This window comes from Nitrobacter vulgaris (assembly GCF_002028545.1).
GTDB lineage: Bacteria > Pseudomonadota > Alphaproteobacteria > Rhizobiales > Xanthobacteraceae > Nitrobacter > Nitrobacter vulgaris.
The window spans coordinates 19,267-37,535 of the sequence record NZ_MWPQ01000041.1; the positions used below are offsets into that span (position 1 = coordinate 19,267).

Annotated in this window: 14 protein-coding genes; 10 read left to right on the forward strand and 4 right to left on the reverse strand. The window is 59.4% G+C overall.

Going from position 1 to position 18,269, the window contains the following annotated elements; genetic code table 11:
* The first annotated feature begins 67 nt into the window (after positions 1–67).
* Positions 68–409 (forward strand): SemiSWEET family sugar transporter, encoded by a 342-nt coding sequence (locus B2M20_RS10850; protein ID WP_158081529.1) that lies wholly within the window; start codon positions 68–70, stop codon positions 407–409.
* 436 nt (positions 410–845) lie between these two features.
* On the opposite strand, the gene B2M20_RS10860 is transcribed toward B2M20_RS10850, so the two are convergent.
* Complete coding sequence (locus tag B2M20_RS10860; protein WP_079447067.1) at positions 846–1,049, reverse strand: DUF2171 domain-containing protein; 204 nt, start codon at positions 1,047–1,049, stop codon at positions 846–848.
* 140 nt (positions 1,050–1,189) lie between these two features.
* Here B2M20_RS10860 and B2M20_RS19535 point away from each other — a divergent pair, with 140 nt between their 5' ends.
* From B2M20_RS19535 to B2M20_RS10900, 6 genes are all read left to right on the forward strand, one after another.
* Positions 1,190–1,336: a hypothetical protein gene (locus B2M20_RS19535; protein ID WP_158081530.1), complete on the forward strand. Its 147-nt coding sequence runs from the start codon at positions 1,190–1,192 to the stop codon at positions 1,334–1,336.
* Between the two features lie 477 nt (positions 1,337–1,813).
* Positions 1,814–2,218 carry a hypothetical protein gene (locus tag B2M20_RS10870; protein WP_079447080.1) on the forward strand — a complete coding sequence of 135 codons (405 nt, stop codon included), beginning with the start codon at positions 1,814–1,816 and terminating at the stop codon, positions 2,216–2,218.
* Between the two features lie 329 nt (positions 2,219–2,547).
* Complete coding sequence (locus B2M20_RS10875; RefSeq protein ID WP_274533962.1) at positions 2,548–2,850, forward strand: DUF1254 domain-containing protein; 303 nt, start codon at positions 2,548–2,550, stop codon at positions 2,848–2,850.
* A gap of 126 nt (positions 2,851–2,976) precedes the next feature.
* Positions 2,977–4,620, forward strand: coding sequence for a phosphoglucomutase (alpha-D-glucose-1,6-bisphosphate-dependent) (gene pgm, locus B2M20_RS10880; RefSeq protein WP_079447070.1), 1,644 nt, complete (start codon positions 2,977–2,979; stop codon positions 4,618–4,620).
* A 1,611-nt stretch (positions 4,621–6,231) separates the two neighbouring features.
* Positions 6,232–6,486, forward strand: coding sequence for a hypothetical protein (locus tag B2M20_RS10895; protein WP_079447071.1), 255 nt, complete (start codon positions 6,232–6,234; stop codon positions 6,484–6,486).
* Between the two features lie 8 nt (positions 6,487–6,494).
* On the forward strand, positions 6,495–6,749 hold the full coding sequence (locus B2M20_RS10900; RefSeq protein ID WP_079447072.1) for a hypothetical protein: 255 nt from the start codon (positions 6,495–6,497) through the stop codon (positions 6,747–6,749).
* Positions 6,750–6,934: 185 nt separating this feature from the next.
* Here B2M20_RS10900 and B2M20_RS10905 read toward each other — a convergent pair whose 3' ends face one another.
* The 3 genes from B2M20_RS10905 to B2M20_RS10915 all read right to left on the reverse strand — a co-directional run bounded on the left by B2M20_RS10905 (position 6,935) and on the right by B2M20_RS10915 (position 16,640).
* A complete protein-coding gene (locus tag B2M20_RS10905; RefSeq protein ID WP_079447073.1) occupies positions 6,935–15,481 on the reverse strand; it encodes a glycoside hydrolase family 94 protein in 8,547 nt (2,848 codons plus the stop codon).
* A 335-nt stretch (positions 15,482–15,816) separates the two neighbouring features.
* Positions 15,817–16,125 carry a hypothetical protein gene (locus B2M20_RS10910; RefSeq protein ID WP_087881163.1) on the reverse strand — a complete coding sequence of 103 codons (309 nt, stop codon included), beginning with the start codon at positions 16,123–16,125 and terminating at the stop codon, positions 15,817–15,819.
* Between the two features lie 305 nt (positions 16,126–16,430).
* A complete protein-coding gene (locus B2M20_RS10915) occupies positions 16,431–16,640 on the reverse strand; it encodes a cold-shock protein (protein WP_079447074.1) in 210 nt (69 codons plus the stop codon).
* Between the two features lie 263 nt (positions 16,641–16,903).
* Between B2M20_RS10915 and B2M20_RS10920 the strand changes: the two genes are divergently transcribed.
* From B2M20_RS10920 to B2M20_RS19540, 3 genes are all read left to right on the forward strand, one after another.
* Complete coding sequence (locus B2M20_RS10920) at positions 16,904–17,155, forward strand: hypothetical protein (protein ID WP_079447075.1); 252 nt, start codon at positions 16,904–16,906, stop codon at positions 17,153–17,155.
* The gene (locus B2M20_RS10925) at positions 17,155–17,403 is read left to right on the forward strand and encodes a hypothetical protein (protein ID WP_244553488.1); all 249 of its coding nucleotides are present in this window, start codon (positions 17,155–17,157) and stop codon (positions 17,401–17,403) included. Before B2M20_RS10920 ends, B2M20_RS10925 begins: the two co-directional genes overlap by 1 nt.
* 458 nt (positions 17,404–17,861) lie before the next feature.
* A complete protein-coding gene (locus B2M20_RS19540; RefSeq protein ID WP_158081531.1) occupies positions 17,862–18,026 on the forward strand; it encodes a hypothetical protein in 165 nt (54 codons plus the stop codon).
* Positions 18,027–18,269 lie beyond the last annotated feature (243 nt).

Below are 18,269 nucleotides of genomic sequence, written 5' to 3' on the forward strand. Positions count from 1 at the left end.
TAATATGCGGCACCGTTTTCCTGCGAAACCCTATAGGAACCAGCGTGGCGCCGGCACGTTCACGGCTATGGACACCGCCACACTCGTCGGCTTTTTCGCCGCCTTCTGCACCTCCGTCTCGTACGTTCCGCAGCTTAAGAAGTGCTGGGAGACCGGCAAGGCCGAAGACCTGTCGCTCATGATGTTCAGCGTGCTTGCGACCGGCGTTGCCGCGTGGATCGTCTACGGCATCTTCAAGCACGACATCGTCATCATCATTGCCAACGCGTTGAGCCTGTCCTGTCTCGCGGGCATACTGTGGTTCAAGCTCAGGGAAGATAGGCCTCGTCGCTCGAGCTCAAAACATCAGGGCGCAGAATTTCTCAAAGTTAAAACTGGCTCAACCAAGCCGCAAATTGCGCGAGAATAGTCCTCATTCACGGCGGTTGGGGATAGCGTTGCTGGCGAATCCCAAGCCCTTCGGTATTGTAATTGAGTGTATGCAAAAGAAGCCGGAGGCACTGGCGGATTATCAGCGAGCGAGCAAGATGAGCAGTGGCTGGAAGGAAGGGGAAGAAAGGCAGGGCCCAAGAATTTAGGAGCGAAGACCAATTAACTATGAAGCTTGAAGTTAAGCACCTTTCCTCCCGGTCAGCGATGCAGCGCGTATGGAAGTTAAAGCACAGGAGAGACCAAACACGGCGAGGTTGGGAGGTCGTTTGCGGATCCAAACCTTTCTCGTACCCTACGTCGCGGATGGGCGCATATCTGCATTCGCCGTAGTATTCGCTGACGGGGCCTTCGTCACGAACCGCAGCGGAGCAAACGTGAAGCGCATTGCCGCGTAGAGCGCGGCAATGCGTAGCTCAGCGCCTCTTTACCTCTTTGGCTTGCACGGAGAGCCTCACGGTATTGCCTTCGACATCTGCGACCAGCTCCTTGTCGACGTAGTGATGCTGGTTGTCAGAGCCCTTCTCCAGCTTGAGGCGGCTCACCTCGACCTCGTCGACGATGCCGACTTCCGCGCCGTCCTTGTCGACGACCTTCATGTGCTCTCTGATCTCGTGCATTTGCGTCGTTCTCCTCTGGCTAAGCACAAACTCCCATGCCAGCTGAATGGTTGCACAGATCCGCGCTGCTGTCGCACCCCATGCTATATAGAGCGCCGGAAAACTTTGGCGCGCGGCACGATCGGGCGTGGAAGTGTTCCATGTCCTACATCTTGCATGAGAAGGTTGAGGGCTTCGTCAGCGGCTTACTCGTCATTCAGCCGGCCTACAGCGAGAAGCAGTTCGAGGAGCTCATCAAGAACCGGCTCGCAGGAGGAAGTCCTCCCCTACACGAAGCTCTTGTCTGATGCGAAAGGTCGTCGCTGCGTCATCGCCATCGGCCGGGTCAAGCTGTGTTTCGACCACCAACGAGTGTTCTCTTCCCGGCCAATGCGCATGCTTGGAACGTGGTATCGAGATGACGGTGCCCTATGTGGCTTGTATTGCGCATTCGTCGCGTACGATCGAATGGATAACTTCGCCTTGCCCGACCTCAGAACCTTACAGGCGACTGGCAGCAAAATATCGATTCCGTGCTTTTAGGTAACAGAACCATGAGCCGTCCGGCCATCATCGGAGCTGCTAATATCTCTTGATCAAAGGATCGGGAACGTGACGTCCGGAAGAGCATATTGTGCGAGTTCGGCAGAGGCATTCACACAAATGCAGAGCCGCTGTTCTTAACGCTCAAGTAAGTAAAACTTCTTTCGACTCCCAGGGGATGTGGAACTTGCTGCTGGATAGTCCGTTGGAGTTGGTTATCCAAACAAAGGATGGAGATACTGATGAGGTTAAAAAACGTACTTCCAATAGCAGCCGCTGCAGCAACGCTGGCGCTGTTTGTCATGCCGCATCAAACGCTTGCTCAAGGCGTTTTCAACGGTATGGAGCGCGGTGCCAACCAAGGTGCGTACGAGGGAAGTCGTGCTGCGGGACCGGTGGGCGGCATAGTTGGCGGTGCGGTCGGTGCCGGCGTGGGTGGTGCTGCGGGTGCAGTCGGTGGCTTGTTCGGCGCTCCAAATCAAGGGCAATATTATAATCAGGGACAATACTATCCCAACCAGGGACCATACTATGGTCAGGGACAATATTATCCAAATCAAGGACGCTACTACGGACACCATCATGGCAATCGGTGCCACGGTTATTGGAAAAAAGGGAAGTACCACTGCTACCGTCACCGACATTGAGGCATCCACTCCAGGCCACCCTTAGTTTTGCACGCATGGTCGCGATGGCGTGTTCAAGAATGGCTTTCCCCAACCACTGCGGTATTCAAATTGATAGGCCGCTGCGACTTTATCGGCGTATCGGCACCCATCTACCAAGTGGGTGCCGCCCGCGGCCAGTTTAACAAAAATGCGGGAGAAGAACGCTATCGCCGGTCGACTACCGGGCAATCAGTGCGGGTTTTCATTTTGGCAACTACGAGAACTGTGAGTCTCGCACAAGCGCCGAGCAACGCGGTTCCTGTCACTGCCAATAACTTCAATCGCGCCGGAACGGACATGTACTTCGCATTCGACATCAAACAAGCCGGTGCCATCGTAAAGTCCACCATCACCGAGAGGCCATGCCGACCAACAATCAAACCGTTGTTCGCACCAACCGTGACACGCTTTATTCGACCGCCGTGTTCGATCTCGACGCCAGTCCGATCAGTTATCCTGCTCGGAAAAACGATTCATGTCGATGCTCGTGCTCGACCAAGATCAATATGCCTGAGACGGTCTACGCGCCCGGGACGTTCACCTACACCAGGGACAAAGGCGGCGCTCGCTATGTGATGTTTCGAATATCGAACGTTCATGGATCCGAATGATTCCCGAAAAACACAGTCCCGCTCAGATTCCGCTTGCGGATGACCTGCATGGCACATCAAAGATCGCATTTCGCCTCTGCCTGATGACGCAGATGCGGCGGGGCGTTGTATTTTAGTGGAGGCCACATGGCTGCGGAAGTAAGTCCACTCGCTGGCAAGACGGTTGAATCGGCGATGCTCGTCATCGTGCCAAGGTTAGTGACGGCTTATTTCGCGAGCAAGCCAGATCCGGCAGTAGCGGCGCAGCGTGTTGCCTTCGGCACGTCCGGGCACCGCGGGTCGGCGTTCAACTGCGCTTTCAATGAACGGCACATTTTGGCGATCAGTCAGGCCATATGTGATTACCGGGCAAGCTCTGGGATCACGGGTCCGCTGTTCATTGGGATCGATACCCACGCACTGGCCGAGCCTGCGTTAATCAGCGCGGTGGAAGTATTCGCGGCAAACGGCATCAACGTCATGGTCGATGAGCACGGCGGATATACACCGACGCCAGTTATCTCCCATGCGATCCTCACCTATAATAAAGGCCGCGAGAACGGCTTAGCCGATGGGGTCGTAATTACGCCGTCACACAATCCGCCTGAGGACGGCGGCTTAAAATACAACCCACCTAATGGCGGGCCGGCCGATACCGCTATAACTACGGGAATCGAACGCGCTGCCAACGCGTATTTGGAAGGCGATCTCAGGGGCGTAAAGCGCATTTCTTATGAACGCACTCGCAATTCGCCGTTCATTCATCGCTACGATTTCATCGAACCTTATGTCGCTGACCTCGCAAGCGTCATTGACATGGAAGCGATCCGGTCCGCTGGCGTGAAGATCGGCATCGACCCGCTTGGCGGCGCGGCCGTGCATTATTGGCAGCCGATCATCGACCGTTACGGTATCGCGGCTAGCGTCGTTAATCACGAAATCGATCCGACATTTCGGTTTATGAGCGTTGACTGGGATGGAAGAATCCGGATGGATTGTTCATCGCCCTACGCAATGGTCCGGCTGATCGACATACGCGACCAATTCGATGTTGCATTCGCCACCGATACCGATGCGGACCGCCATGGCATCGTCACTCGTTCAAATGGCCTGATGAATCCGAATCACTACCTTGCGTCCGCCATCGCATACTTGTTCGAGCACCGCCCAAATTGGGCCAAGAATAGCGCCGTGGGCAAGACCATTGTCAGCAGCGCCATCCTTGATCGCGTCGCCAAGAAGCTTAGCCATGACGTGATGGAAACGCCGGTTGGGTTCAAATGGTTTGTTGACGGTCTCAACGGGGGGTCGTTCGGCTTCGCCGGTGAAGAAAGTGCCGGCGCCTCATTCTTGAGGCGCGATGGATCGGTTTGGACCACGGACAAGGATGGCTTGATCATGGGGCTGTTGGCCGCGGAGATCACCGCGAAAACAAAACGAGACCCCAGCCAGTTATTCGACCAACTCACCGCCGAATTGGGCATACCATTTTACGAGCGTATCGACGCGCCCGCGACGCCGGAGCAAAAGAAAAGGCTGCTAACCCTCTCGCCCGCTGAACTCGCCCTCGATGAACTTGCTGGGGAAGCCGTTCGCACGACGCTGACCACCGCACCCGGCAACGGCCAACCTTTCGGCGGAATCAAAGTCATCACGGAAAGCGGCTGGTTTGCTGCGCGGCCATCCGGGACTGAAGATGTCTACAAAATCTATGCGGAGAGCTTTTGCAGCCTCGCTCATCTGCGGCAGATTCAAAAGGAAGCTCAACTCGCCATTGCTCGAGCTCTTTGACCGGCTTAGAAGTTAGTCGACGGACTTCAGAACCAAGTGGCGAGCGTGAGTTGGCCGGCGTAAAAAGCGGTTATGTACATCTTGAAATAAGAAATTTTAGCCAAAACTTCGACGTTTTGACTAGCCTACCTGTACAGTAACGTCTTCCGATCAGCGTGTTCAATCCGGTATACGGTGGTCCACTTCCGCGAGTCAGCTCGTTGTTGCAAGCCATCAACTTTGACAGCAAACTCAGTCGGGCTGGCATCTATTTTCGGGACCAAATTGAGCTCGACGGTTAGACGTTATCCTAACAACCGGCAGGCAAGCTGTGTGTTGAGTCGACCTCATGAGGGGACGCACAGGCCGTGACCTTTCACTGGTGTTTCGTCTGGCGTCGTCAACGGATTGTCTTTTGAATCGACAAAGAAGACGGCCAGCAAGCTGGCGCCTCCTCGTCGCTCGCTCCGACGTGGCTGCGGATGGCGCCAGGCATTAAGTAGGCATAGATAAATGCCGATGCTGCATGGCGGTGAGACGGTGATTTACCTCCCGGAGGATAACTCACCATCACAGCAACTATCCTCTTTTCCTACAACATTTGGCAGTGCGTGCTCGAAGACGACTTCCACTTGATCCCGTGTTGCGGGATGGCGCACGAGGTTCCAAGAATGATCGACGCTGCTACCAGCGAGACGGGGGCCGCCCGCATTGCACCTGGCACTGCTGTTGCTGTCAGAGATGCCCACAGTGCACGGATCCGATGGGAAAATCCACTGATCAACATCATCGCACAATCCTGACGAACTCACCTTCCGTGCAACTTTGGTCTGAGCGTTATAGTTCCTTGCAGTAGAAAGCACGGACAACAGGCCAAATCGGAACTCGCTCAAGCGACGAGCACGATCTTTCCTTTCGGCTGAGGCCTTACGCGTTTTAAAATAAAATGACCCTCACGAGCACCTGAGAGTGTTAAGACATCCCCTACCGAACGAGCGGAGTTGTGTTTCACCGCCGATCAAATCAATCACGGCGTTCGCATCCCGTACTTCCTCCTCAAAGCGTGGGGCCGGCAATCGATCACAGTATCTGCGCCAAAGTTACGCGCGAAAGATATGTCGCTCGTCGACCCGATTGCGATCGTTTGAAGGCCCGCGAGGTTCACGATGATCTGTGCGATGACCTCGCTTAGGGGAACGTTCGCAAGCTGCTCCGGCGCATGATGGTTGGTGAAGTGAACAAGGAAGGGCGCGGTAGCTATCGCGCCAGTGTCACGGCCTCCAAGCGTGCCATATGTCCGGGCACGCACCTTGTGACAGAAGCGCAGGCCCTAGTCGCCCGGCGCCCTAGCATCGAGCACAACGAGGCTATCGATAGTCCGACCCGATGATTGCGGAGCAAATCGCCGGTAACGGGACTCTCTCCGCCTTCTGAACCAAAGATTATCGAGCACGCGGCGGCATTCCAGCGCGCTCAGTCTGCAAGAGCAGACCGTTCTCGAATGTTGCGCCTCGACTAACCCTTCAAGAGGCCGCTAAGATTTGTCATTTTGAGGATGTTACACTCCAGTCACGGCAGTCTCGACTGGGAATAGGCAGCGACCGGAGAATGTTTCCATGCTACGGTGGGCCGATGACTACACCAAAAGAGTACGTTCAATCCTGGCTCGACGTTAGCGTTGACGTGGACGAGCAACAGGGCTCGCACAGCGATCACGCCGCCGTCCAGCGGTCGGCCTATAACCTCGTCAGCGCTGCACGCGAGCACGGCTTCTCGAAGGAACAGATCGAGGCTGAACTGGAAGGCGACGTCAAGACCTACATCCGCGCCAGCATCGATCGTCAAAATGCTGCAGAGGACACTCGTCTCCGCGACGACCCTCAATAGCTCAGCGCATGGGCCAAGCTTTCAAATCCGATGTTCAAATCGTTGAGGTCAGGACAGATGACTATGTGAGAGGCATCGCGCAACGAGAGTATTGGGCGGTCGCCGCTGCGCCCGAGCAAGCCGTGATGCTAGTGCTCGTCGCCGTGCCCGAGGGATGGGCATGTTCCTTATCGGAACTGCCGGTGGAGAAAATTGCGGGTAACCTCGTGCTGCAGCCCGGTGAGGCCCGCCTGATCCGCAGGGGATATTTTCACCCGACCTGACGCCCAGCAGCGGGTCGCCAAACAGAGTGGGTTCGTGCCGCCCGGCGGCAATACTATGGTCTTCGGTCTTTTTTGCACGTCGGACATTTTTGCTTCGAACATTTCTCGCTTAGAAAAAGCTGGCCCGGGCGTTCTCATCACCGATAGTTAGAACACTCGTCGCGGTTCTCGTCGCGTTCAGCTCCCTACTTTAGATTCGACTGTACGCCCCCAAGATGGATCAAGAGGACATGTTTCCCTCCATCTAAGGGAACGCGAACAACCCCTTCAATGCGCCCAACAGGCGCGCCGTCAAGGACAGCTTCCACCACATTGCGGCCCGCGCCAGGCAGGTTCCGAACGTGGATATCATAGTACGTTGAGGCTATTGTTACCGCGACTTCGAAACCCGGCCAGGCGGAGGGAATACGCGGGTCAACGACGAGAAACGCACCCTCGCGGCGAATGCCAAGAATGCTCTCGACCCCTGCGCGGTACATCCACGCCGCTGAGCCCGTGTACCAGGTCCACCCCCCGCGCCCCGTATGAGGTGACACGGAGTAGACGTCGGCGGCAACCACATAAGGCTCGACCTTGTAGCGCTCGACCTCTTCGAGGGTCCGGGCGTGATTTATCGGATTAACCAGCGAAAACAGATCGGCGGCACATGCGCCCTTCCCCAGCTTCGCGAACGCCATGATCGCCCACATGGCAGCATGACTATACTGCCCGCCATTTTCCCGCAGCCCCGGCGGGTAGCCCTTGATGTAGCCCGGATCGCGCGACGTAATGTCGAAGGGCGGCGTGAATAGCAGGGCGAGGCCATCGTCACGGCGGATGAGATGCCGGTCGAGTGCCGCCATTGCCCCGGCGGCGCGCGCGGGATCGGCGGCTTCCGACAGCACCGCCCAGGACTGGGCGATGGAGTCGATCTGGCATTCCTCGCTATCCTTCGAGCCGAGCCACGTCCCGTCGTCGAACGTAGCCCGGCGATACCATTGGTCATCCCATGCATCCCGCTCAATCATGGCTTGGACGGAGGCGGCATGCGTCCGCCAGCGGTGGGCGCGGTCCGGATCACGAATGTCAGCGAATGGAGCAAAGAGCGCCATGGTGCGCACCAGCAGCCAGCCGAGCCATACGCTCTCGCCCTTGCCGCCCTCACCGACCCGGTTCATGCCGTCGTTCCAATCGCCCGTACCGATGAGCGGCAGGCCGTGCTCGCCCGTAAGGTCGAGGCATTGGTCGAGACCGCGGGCGCAATGCTCGAACAGGGACGCCTGCTCGTCCGCTATCATCGGCTGGAAGAACGCATCGTGCTCTCCGGTGCCAAGGGTCGGTCCCTCCAGAAACGGCAAAACCTCGTCCAGAACGGCAGTGTCGCCGGACGCCTTGATATAGGTCGCGGCAGCGAAGGCGAGCCAGACCCGGTCGTCGGAAATGCGTGTGCGCACGCCCTGACCCGAATGCGGCAACCACCAATGCTGGACGTCGCCTTCGACAAACTGTCGACCGGCCGCGCGCAGGAGATGGCGGCGCGTCTCGTCCGGCGCGGCAAAGGACAGTGCCATGGTATCCTGGAGCTGATCGCGGAAGCCGTAGGCGCCACTCGCCTGGTAGCTAGCCGAGCGTGCGAGCACGCGGCACGCAAGTGTCTGATAGAGCAACCAGCCGTTCAGCATGAGGTCCATCGTCCGGTCCGGGGTCTTTACCCTCACTGCGCCGAGCAGGTTATCCCAATGATCCGCCACCGATGCCAGCACGGTGTCGAGGTCGGTTTTGCGGGTTCGGGCGATCAGTTTGCGTGCGTCCTCGACCGAACCGCATTGTCCGAGGAGCCAAACGATCTCGGTCGTCTCACCTGCCCCGAGTTCGATGCTCGTTGCGAGCGCAGCGCAGGGGTCGAAGCCGGCACCAACCGCACCGGACAGCGTTCCGCCATGGACCAGCGCGGCCGGTGCTTCAAGTGCACCATTATGACCGACAAACTCGGCGCGGTCGGCCGTCCAGGCCGTCTGCCGCCCGCCAAGATCGGCGAAGGCGATCCGGCCGGGAAAGGCGGTGCTCCAGGGATTGCGGGCGAGAATGGCGCCGCTGGCCGCATCGATCTCCGTTACGATGAACGGCGCGGAGGCACCGCGGGACGTGCCAAGCACCCACTCGGCATAAGCGGTGATCGACAGCCGCCGGGCGTGTCCTGAGCGGTTGCTAAGTGTCAGCCGGGAGATCTTGACCGGATCGGACAGCGGCACGAATTGCAGCAGCTCGAGCGCAATGCCGTTTGCCTCGTGCTCGAAGCGACTGTAGCCGAAGCCATGGCGGGCGACATAGAGCCCGCCATCTCGGATGGGTTGTGCCGTCGGGCTCCAAAGATCGCCCGTGACCTCATCGCGGACATACATCGCCTCGACGGGGGGGTCGCTCACCGGATCGTTCGACCATTGCGTCAACTGGTTTTCGCGGCTGTTCCCGGCCCAAGTATAGCCGGGTCCCTCCGTCGAGACCTGGAAGCCGAAGCAGGAATTGGCGATCACGTTGATCCAGGGGGCGGGCGGCAGGCGCTCACCGTCGAGGACGGTCACGTATTCTCGCCCGTCTTTGTCAAAGCCGCCTAGACCATTGAAGAATTCGAGACCGGCTGTCGCCACCGCCGCCGCCGACTGCTGGGCGGCGGGAATTGCCGCCCTCGGTTTTGGATGTTTGAGCGGCAAAGATCCGCCCGACGGCGGTCGTAGGCGGGCGAGCTGATCGGCGAGCGTACCGCGATATGCGTGCAGGACGACACGGGCGACCGCATGCAGCAGCGAGCGGGCCTCGACGTTCATGAGGTCGGCACGGAGCGTATAGACCGTGCCTTGCGAAGGGACGTCGCCAACGCGCGGTCGCGACTGGCTGCTGCGCACCGCGGTTTCGATCGCAATCTGCAGGTCCTGCAGATAGGAAGCGGCGTGCTCGTTAACGATGACAAGATCGACCGCGAGACGCTTCATGCGCCAGTACTCGTGCGCGCGGAGCAACTGGGCGACCTGAGCCATGTCCTCGATATCGTAAATTCGCAGCACGACGATCGGCAGGTCGCCGGAGATACCATAGGGCCACAGGCCAGACTGGGCGCCCGCTCCGCGCAGGATCGCCTCCGAAGATGCCCGGAAGCGCAAGTCGGCGTAGAGGATGGGCGCCGCGAGGCGCTGGAAATCTGCCGCCTCTGTCGTGGCGATGCCGAGATGCCGAAGCTGGACCTGTCCCTGCGTCCACGCCAGGGTCTTCGCCCGGTCGAATGCGTTGCGGTCATGGTGCTTGTCGATGAGTCCCAAAAGTTCGTCTCGTGACGATGCGACAACGGTCCAGAAGGCGACCCGCGCAACCTTTCCGGCGGGAACCATCACTCGTTCCCTAAGCGAGAAGATCGGATCGAGAACCGTCCCCACCGTTTTTGAAAGCGGCTGGCCGTCCAGGATAGCGGTGGCGTCGGCAACCGCGCGGCCGCGGCCAAGAAAACGAGCCCGATCGGTCTCATATTGCGGATCGGCCGCGACCTCGCCTTCAACGACAGCGAAATGGGCAACCCAGAGCCGTGGCTCGTTGTTCGACCTCGGACGGCGAGTCGCGAGGAGCGCGTCGAATTCGGGAAGATGCTCGGTCTGCACGAACAGCTTGGAAAAAGCCGGATGGGCATTGTCAGCGGCCGGCGCCGCCAGCACCACCTCCGCGTAGGACGTGATCTCGATCTCGCGCGGCCGGCCTCCCTTGTTGGTCAAGCTGACGCGGCGGACCTCGCCATCGTCCTCGCTCAAAACCAGGATGTCCGTTGTCGTCGTTAGACTGCCATCGCGGTGGACGAACTGTGCATGGTCCTCGCCGAAAAAGACTTCGTCGTGATCGGCACCGCTGCCGTCGGACCGTGCGCCTACCGACCAAATTTTCCCACTTCGGCTGTCTTTGAGAAAAAGGAATGATCCCCAGTAGTCGCGAGTCGTGTCCTCCCGCCAGCGCGTCACCGCGATGTCTCGCCAGCGACTGTAGCCGCCTCCGGTCGCGGTCAGCATCACGGCGTAGCGTCCGTTCGAAAGCAGATGCGTGACCGGCGGGCCGCCCGTCGATGCCGAAAGGCGGCGTACAGTCACGGCCTCGGTGACCGTCCCCGGAGGGGCTGACTTCACCTCCTCAGCGCGGGGATGCACAATCGCAACCTCCGTTGGTATGCGCTCCTGCAACAGAAGCTCGCTGGCCTTTACCATAGGCTCGCGATGGAACCTGGCGCGCATACAGCCATCGTACAGGGTGTTGGCGATGGCGACGATGGTCATGCCCTGGTGATGCGCCATAAAGGCGCGCACGATCACGACGTTCTCCCCCGCCGGCAGACGCGAGCGGGTGAAATCGAGAGATTCATAAAAGCCGTAGCGGCCCCGAGCGCCCATCGCCACAAGCCGGACGTAGTTCGCTTCCGCGCGCGCCGGATCGACCATGGCCGCCAGCGCCGTGGCGTAGGGCGCGATCACGGCGTTCGCCGAGAGCCCGCGCTTGAGGCCGAGGCCGGGCACGCCGAAGTTGGAATATTGATAGGTGAATTCGATGTCGCGAGCGTTGTAGGCCGATTCTGAAACGCCCCAGGGAACCCCTAGGGATTGGCCATACGCCTGCTGACGTTTCACAACCAGATGGCCGGTCTGCCCGAGCAGACTGTCGTCGGGCGCGCGCATCACCAGCGACGGCATCAGGTATTCGAACATTGACCCCGACCAGGAGACCAGCGCCGCGCCGCCACCAAGCGGCGTTACCGCCCGGCCGAGGCGGAACCAGTGCTTTGTCGGGACGTCGCCCTTGGCGATCGCAAACAGGCTCGCGAGCCGCGCTTCGGACGCGAGAAGGTCGTAGCAGCTCGGGTCAAGGCCATTGTCGGCAAGCGAATAGCCGATCGAAAGCAGCTTCCGATCGGGATCGAGGAGAAAAGCGAAATCCATTGCCAGCGCCATTTCGCGCGCTGTGTTGGCGAGCGCCTTCAACCGCCCGTTCAGAGGGTGGGCGGGGTCGGCAAGTCCGGGACGATCGCGCAAAAATTCGAGCCCAATCCTCTTCAATGCCCCGATCCAGAACAGGAGATCCGGTGTGTCGCAGTCCTCAGAAATGGGCGTAACGCTGCGAGCGGCCGCGGCTGCCTTTTCGGTAAGCCGGTTCAAGGAGGCGGCTATCCGTTCGATTGCCTCAGCCCCATTCAACCGGGTCTCGATATCGTCAAGAGCGGCGAAGAGCGAGTGCCCCCTGCCCCCCGCGTTCGTCGGCAGAGCTTCCGCAGCCTCGCGCGCCAGTCGGAGGGCATCGTTCATCCCGACTCTCGTATCCGGCATGCACGTCGGATCCATCCATTCTTCGCAGGCATTGGCGAGCGCAATCAGATGGCCAGCGAGATTGCCACTGTCGACCGACGAGACATAAGCCGGGTCGAGCGGGCGCAGATCCCGCGTATCGTACCAGTTGAAGAAGTGCCCCTTGAACTGGGCGAGTTTCCGCATCGAGCCGAGCGTAGCCTCGAGGCGCTCAACGGTCTCGGTCGTTCCCGCCCAGCCGAAGTCGCGGGCGGCGACCGCGGACAGGAGATAAAGTCCGATGTTGGTGGGCGAGGTGCGGTGCGCGAGCGCGGGCTTCGGATCTTCCTGGAAGTTGTCGGGCGGCAGCATGTTGTCGTCCGGCGTCACGAAGGTCTCGAAATAGCGCCAGGTGCGGCGCGCGATGAGGCGCAAGTCGGTCGCATCTGCCGGCGAAATCGAAAGCCGCCGCGCGATCGGCGGCGCCCGGCTGATCCGGAAGGCGAGTGCCGGCGCACATGCCCACAGCAGTACGAAAGGCAGGACGAGCGGCCAGGATGCCGGAACAGCCGCGAGCGTGAGCGCCGCCAGGGCCAAGCCGAGCACCACGCCGCCTGCCATCCCGCGATAGAAGCCGCCCATGCCCAGCCGAGCCGCCGCCGTCGATTTCGCTGCCGTAGTCCATTCGAGGAGATGACGGCGAGTCACGAACAGTCGCAGCAGGGTTCTGGCGATGGCGTCTGCCGCCCGTTGCGCATGGTCGGGCAAAAAGGCGACCGTGAACGACGTCTGGGCGGCGGCGAGGCGGAGACCTCCGGCAAGCGCGCCGAGATGGTTGCGCACGCGAAGCCCGGCGCGACGTGGCAGGACCGAGAAGACGCTCGGGAGGAATGCCGGGATGGCGACGGTGGCGAGGACGAGCAGGAGCCCGACGATGGCAGCCGGCATCGGCAGCAACCAGCAGAAGACGACCGCCATCAGCGTGGTCGGCGCAAGCAGCGAGCGCCTTAGATTGTCAAGCATCCTTAAGCGACCAAGGAGTGGCATCGTCCCGCCGCGACCAACGATCCAGGGCAAGAGCTGCCAGTCGCCACGCACCCAACGATGCTGGCGCTTGGCAGCAACGTTGTATCGATTCGGAAACTCCTCGACGACCTCGATGTCGGACGCGAGGCCCGCGCGAGCAAAAACACCCTCGAAGAGATCGTGGCTGAGGAGAGCATTGTCAGGCACGCGCCCGGCGAGCGCCGCCTCGAATGCATCGACGTCATAGATGCCCTTACCGGTGTAGGTACCCTCGCCAAATAGGTCCTGGTAGACGTCGGAGATCGCCGCCGCATACGGGTCTATACCTGCGGGTCCGGAAGACACTCTTTGATAGACAGACCCCTCACGGCCGAGCGGTAGCGCGGGTGTGACGCGGGGCTGGATGATCGCGTAGCCGCTAATGACCCTCCGCTCGCGCTCACTGAACTGCGGCCGGTTCACCGGGTGAGCCATCTTACCGACCAGGCGGCGAGCGGCATCGCGCGGCAGTCTGGTGTCGGCATCGAGGGTGATGACGAAGCGGACATTGTCCGGAACACGAGGTGCCTTGCCCGCCACCGCCACGAAGGTTGTGTCGGGAGCCCCACGCAGAAGCCGGTTGAGTTCGTGCAGCTTGCCGCGCTTGCGCTCCCATCCCATCCACACGTTCTCGCGGGCGTTGAATACGCGGCGACGATGCAGAAGGAGGAAACGGTCGCCATCCGGTCCTGGGCCATAATGACGGTTTAGACGTGCGATAGCCTCGGCCGCGACCCCGAGCGGATGTGCGTCGCCGGCGACGATCTCCCGGTCCGCATCGACGCCGTCCGAAAGAAGAGCGAAGGTCAGATCTCCGCCGGAGTCGGCGAGATAATGGACTTCAAGCCGCTCGACCTGCTCCATGAGATCGACTTCATTCGTCAACAGCGTCGGAACGGCAATCAGCGTCCGAAACGATTTCGGGACACCCTCAGCGAGTTCTAGCCCAGGCAGGGTGGTCGCACCGAAGCTCCAGGTGATCGCACGGTTGACCAGTGCGGTTGCCACCCCGGTCGTCGGCAAAAATCCCGCCACTGCAAACAAGACAACCCAGTTGGCGTCGAGGCCCGAAGCCGAAAGCGTCCATAAACCGAGGGCCAGCAGCGCCGCGGTGACCGACAGGATGACCCCAACGTAACCGATGACGCCAGGGCGCAGGCTAAGACGGCTGATCCGCAGTCGGGCACCCGGCCTGAAGCCGATCGTCCGTTCGAACGCACGGCGCCCCTCGGCGATCAGATGATAGCCGGGCTCCCCAACTCTCTCGCGCTCCTTGGGATCATGTGCTTGCGCGGCCGCCCCGGAGGATACCAACAACACCTGCTCGGCAACCTCGATCTCGGACGATAGCGAGCCGCGGGCGAGTTCTTCGATCGCGCTTCTGTAAAGATTACGGGTTGGGAAATCCATCGCGGCAAACGAGCTTCCAACGCGAAGGTGCTTATCGACGAGACTGACGCTCTCGAACAGGTCCGCCCAGTCAATATCGGAGATCAGTCGCATGCTGGTGATAACGTTGCGGACGGAAACGTTGGACGCGCCCAGCCTGTGCTGGGCATTCTGCACGACATCCTCGATCGAGGACTCCTGCAGACGGAGCCGCTCCGCGAGCAAGCCGAGCGCGGGAGTTGTTCTCGGATCCTGATCCCTCAGGCGCTTGGCGAGTTGCGCTGCGTACACCTCCGACAGGGGCGCACTCAAACGTGCGCCGATATCAGCGTCGAGCGCGGATTGCGCACCTCCTGATTCCAGAAGCCTGTCGGCGAGCCGATCTGCATCCGCGCGTTCTCCGCGTCCCGCGACGATCTGGTCTGCCAATCGTCGCAGGTTCTCGATGAGGACGATGCGAAGGGTGATCGCAACGGCCCACAACTCGCCGATCGTAAGCGGCTGAACCTGCTGATAGGCTGCAATGAACCGGCGCAATATCTCTAGGTCGATGTGGCTGTCTGTGTGGGCGACAAAAGCCCAGGCCAAGCCGAATACGCGCGGATATCCAACAAACGGACCGTCAGCTAGTTTGGGCAGCTGCCGGTAATAGCCGGGTGGCAGATCAGCTCGGACTTCGCGGATCTGCTCTTGGACCAGGTGATAGTTGTCCAGCAGCCATTCCGCCGCGGGTACCACGCCTCGGCCGCTTTCGAGATCGGAAGCGCAGATGCGATAGGCTGCGAGCAAGGCAGCGGCATTTTCACTCAGCCGCGCCTGCAGAGATCTGACTGGCGGCGGTCGCGTCGTGACCTGCTGCGCTGCGGCCAAGCTTTCCGCATGCTGTTCGAGGCGTTCGACACCGAACAGTTCCTCGCGCACTGGAGAAGTGCCGTTCCACGGTGCTGATCGAGGGCGGGACCATAGCCCGCCGTGGAAGAAAGTCTGAAGCATTCGCGCCTTTCCGGCTGCACGGTCAGCGCCGTATGCGAGGGAGGACCGTCGCCCTTGCCAGAACGATTTATTAACAATGGCCGTCGCTGCTTTTCCGTAGACCGGATTCGTTCTTGAGAACGAAATAGAGTCAAACCCAGAACTTCACGAACGGGCTTTGCGCTTGCGGCGGGCGATGTGCGGTTTCTTCGGCGAGATTCAAAAACGGCTGATCAAAATCATTTCGCAAGGTCGAACAAGCAACGCCCAAGTCGGAGATGTGGCAGGCTTGAAGCCGGTCCTCTCTGCCCCAAAAGACCGATACGGCGAAGCGGGATGAAATTCAATGAGACCCATTAACTTATGGCATCGACCTTGGTGCGGACCTTCGTTTCCGCATTATACACTTCCACGCGGAGCATCGGAAATTTTTCTAGAAGTTCCTCACCGGCCGCTTTGGCGGCTTGCTCATCGGAAAAGTTACCCTTGAGCTTTCCGTCCACGACCATTGTAAAACCCTCAGTCGGGATAATGTCCGCGCGCTGAGCATTCCGAGGCCGAAGCTCCTCCAACAACTGGGTTTCGTTCGGCTTATGCTTAAAGGTTTTCATGGCTACCTGATTTGTGGGGATCGCGTTTTGTGTACCGATTCGCGATTCCAGCATCGCGGCTCATATTGCGGCAGCGAGATCCTATCGTCCGCATTCAATGGACGTGTCGCGACTGAGTTTTTACGTTTTTACAAGTCCAATTGCGGCGGAATTCCAAGCCAGCGCTGCCGTTGAACGTTTCGTGTTCAGCTCTTTCAATAGCTGCTGATCTAAGGTGCAAGCGCTGCACGAGCAAAACACCGCCGGCTTTGCGGCCGGCGGTCTTCATCGCGCTTCGATAACATGAGCACACCTCTGAACGAGGACACGCAACCGATCTAAAGGTCCCAGTACATCCGTGGGCACCCCAAATCGGCGAATTAATCGACGCGAAGGTTTTCAGCGCTGGTCTTGCCGCGCATGCTGTCGGTCTTAGCTTCGAACGAAACCTTCTGACCTTCGTCGAGGGAGCTCAAGCCAGCGCGTTCAACCGCGCTGATATGAACGAAGATATCCTGCCCGCCACCGTCAGGCTGAATGAAGCCGAAGCCCTTTGTCGCGTTGAACCACTTCACTGTTCCAGTTGCCATTTGTAATCTCCAAGATACGCAAAAGCGCGTTCGCTCGCACGACCTCCGTGCAAGCTTGATCCGAGTTCAGCGATGTCTTGGGGAATGGAGCCGGTTTCGGCGCGGTCAACAAGCCAGAGCGACAGTTCGAACTTCACCCACATATGGTCACTTAGGGAAAATACAAGGGGCCGGTCCAATCCACATTTGGGCACCCTGCGTTATGAGGAAAGACTCAGAACAAATGAATAGCTATTGGACCAGAAAGGGCGCACGCTCATGGAATGTCGTTGCAAACGCAATTTCTCGTGCAGGCCTTTAATGCCGCAAAAGGCGATCAGTTGAAGCCAGACAGGCCGATTGTGTGTCAATCAGCTGAGGGCGCCCGTCGAACCGCGCAGAGGCTCGCACTGTCTAAGGCAGGCGTCGTTGCTTTCTCCATAACCTCTGATGATGAAACCGGCGACTATGACGAGAAGCCGGCGATCTTTTATCGGGAAGGACAGGTCCCCGACGAATTTAGTGAGATGCCATGATGAGCGCGCTGTCGGTACTATTTTTTGAAAACGGATTACCAGATCTTCCGATAATCCTGATCGAGCCGCATCGAAATCAGGAAGGGCTTTGGCGCATCAAGTTCTGCTACGCCGACGATGAGCCGCTCTCCATGAGTTCGGCTCAAGCTTCGGCGCTGGCCGGCAACCTTCATCAATTGGGCGAGGCCCAGTTGGCCGACGAGATCAACGACGCAGTGCGAAGCGCGAAGCGCTACTGCTTGATGTGAATGTTCCTGTTCAACGAGGCGCGTTATCAACGAGTGGAGAGAGGCAAAGGTGCGCTGGGCACAATGGAACAAAGGCTCACGGAGAGGTTAACGGAAAACCGCAACCGATCCCGCGTACAACCATATCTACCGGTAACGCTCGCGGCGTCGAGCATTCGTCTACCCGAAGTGCGACTCCCTTCCCGGCTCGATGACTCCCACGGAAGGCCAGAGCTGGATCGCCGGCAGCGATTTGAAGCCACCGAAATAACCGGAACGGAGATGCTTCTGCGCATTGGTGCCGGCCTTCAGCGCAGCGCTTTTCGAAAACCGCCGCCAATTTAAATCACGCTGTAAGGCCTTAAATCACGCTGTAAGGAACCGGGCATAACGGCGATTGTTAGCGTCATCATCGCCCGACCTTTGGCAGCATCGGTGACTGAGAGGAGCGTGCGCTCCCGCCTGAAGTGGAGCAAGCTATGTGCAAGACATGCGAGGAGCTCCGTTGGCAGATTGCCGCCGTTCGCGCACTTTCAACGGGCCTGACGGACCCGTCCAGTATTGTCCTCAACAAGGCCGACATCAAAGCGCTCGAAGAAAACCTGACAAAAGCAATAGCAAACCACTATCCTGGCGCGAAGTAGGCCCGCGACGAGCTCAGTATACTTGCGGATACTTGGAGCACCGCGACATCACTACAGAGGCCGCCGGGCTCAAGCTCGCCGCACGGGGAGTTTGCTACTTCTTGCGAGCCTTGGCAGCGTCGGACTGCATAAGCCCCTTTAAACTAGGGTCGGGACCCATAAAAGTGATTCCTTCGGCGCTGAGTTTGTGATTCACGGTCTCGGACAGGAGGCCTTTGATGAGTCGCGATTGCTTTTGGCTAA

Excerpts from the sequence above, each read along its gene's own strand:
- B2M20_RS10850 (WP_158081529.1), top strand. The coding sequence starts at position 68 with ATGGACACCGCCACACTCGTCGGCTTTTTCGCCGCCTTCTGCACCTCC.
- B2M20_RS10860 (WP_079447067.1), bottom strand. The coding sequence starts at position 1,049 with ATGCACGAGATCAGAGAGCACATGAAGGTCGTCGACAAGGACGGCGCG.
- B2M20_RS19535 (WP_158081530.1), top strand. The coding sequence starts at position 1,190 with ATGTCCTACATCTTGCATGAGAAGGTTGAGGGCTTCGTCAGCGGCTTA.
- B2M20_RS10870 (WP_079447080.1), top strand. The coding sequence starts at position 1,814 with ATGAGGTTAAAAAACGTACTTCCAATAGCAGCCGCTGCAGCAACGCTG.
- pgm (WP_079447070.1), top strand. The coding sequence starts at position 2,977 with ATGGCTGCGGAAGTAAGTCCACTCGCTGGCAAGACGGTTGAATCGGCG.
- B2M20_RS10895 (WP_079447071.1), top strand. The coding sequence starts at position 6,232 with ATGACTACACCAAAAGAGTACGTTCAATCCTGGCTCGACGTTAGCGTT.
- B2M20_RS10900 (WP_079447072.1), top strand. The coding sequence starts at position 6,495 with ATGGGCCAAGCTTTCAAATCCGATGTTCAAATCGTTGAGGTCAGGACA.
- B2M20_RS10905 (WP_079447073.1), bottom strand. The coding sequence starts at position 15,481 with ATGCTTCAGACTTTCTTCCACGGCGGGCTATGGTCCCGCCCTCGATCA.
- B2M20_RS10910 (WP_087881163.1), bottom strand. The coding sequence starts at position 16,125 with ATGCTGGAATCGCGAATCGGTACACAAAACGCGATCCCCACAAATCAG.
- B2M20_RS10915 (WP_079447074.1), bottom strand. The coding sequence starts at position 16,640 with ATGGCAACTGGAACAGTGAAGTGGTTCAACGCGACAAAGGGCTTCGGC.
- B2M20_RS10920 (WP_079447075.1), top strand. The coding sequence starts at position 16,904 with ATGTCGTTGCAAACGCAATTTCTCGTGCAGGCCTTTAATGCCGCAAAA.
- B2M20_RS10925 (WP_244553488.1), top strand. The coding sequence starts at position 17,155 with ATGAGCGCGCTGTCGGTACTATTTTTTGAAAACGGATTACCAGATCTT.
- B2M20_RS19540 (WP_158081531.1), top strand. The coding sequence starts at position 17,862 with ATGTGCAAGACATGCGAGGAGCTCCGTTGGCAGATTGCCGCCGTTCGC.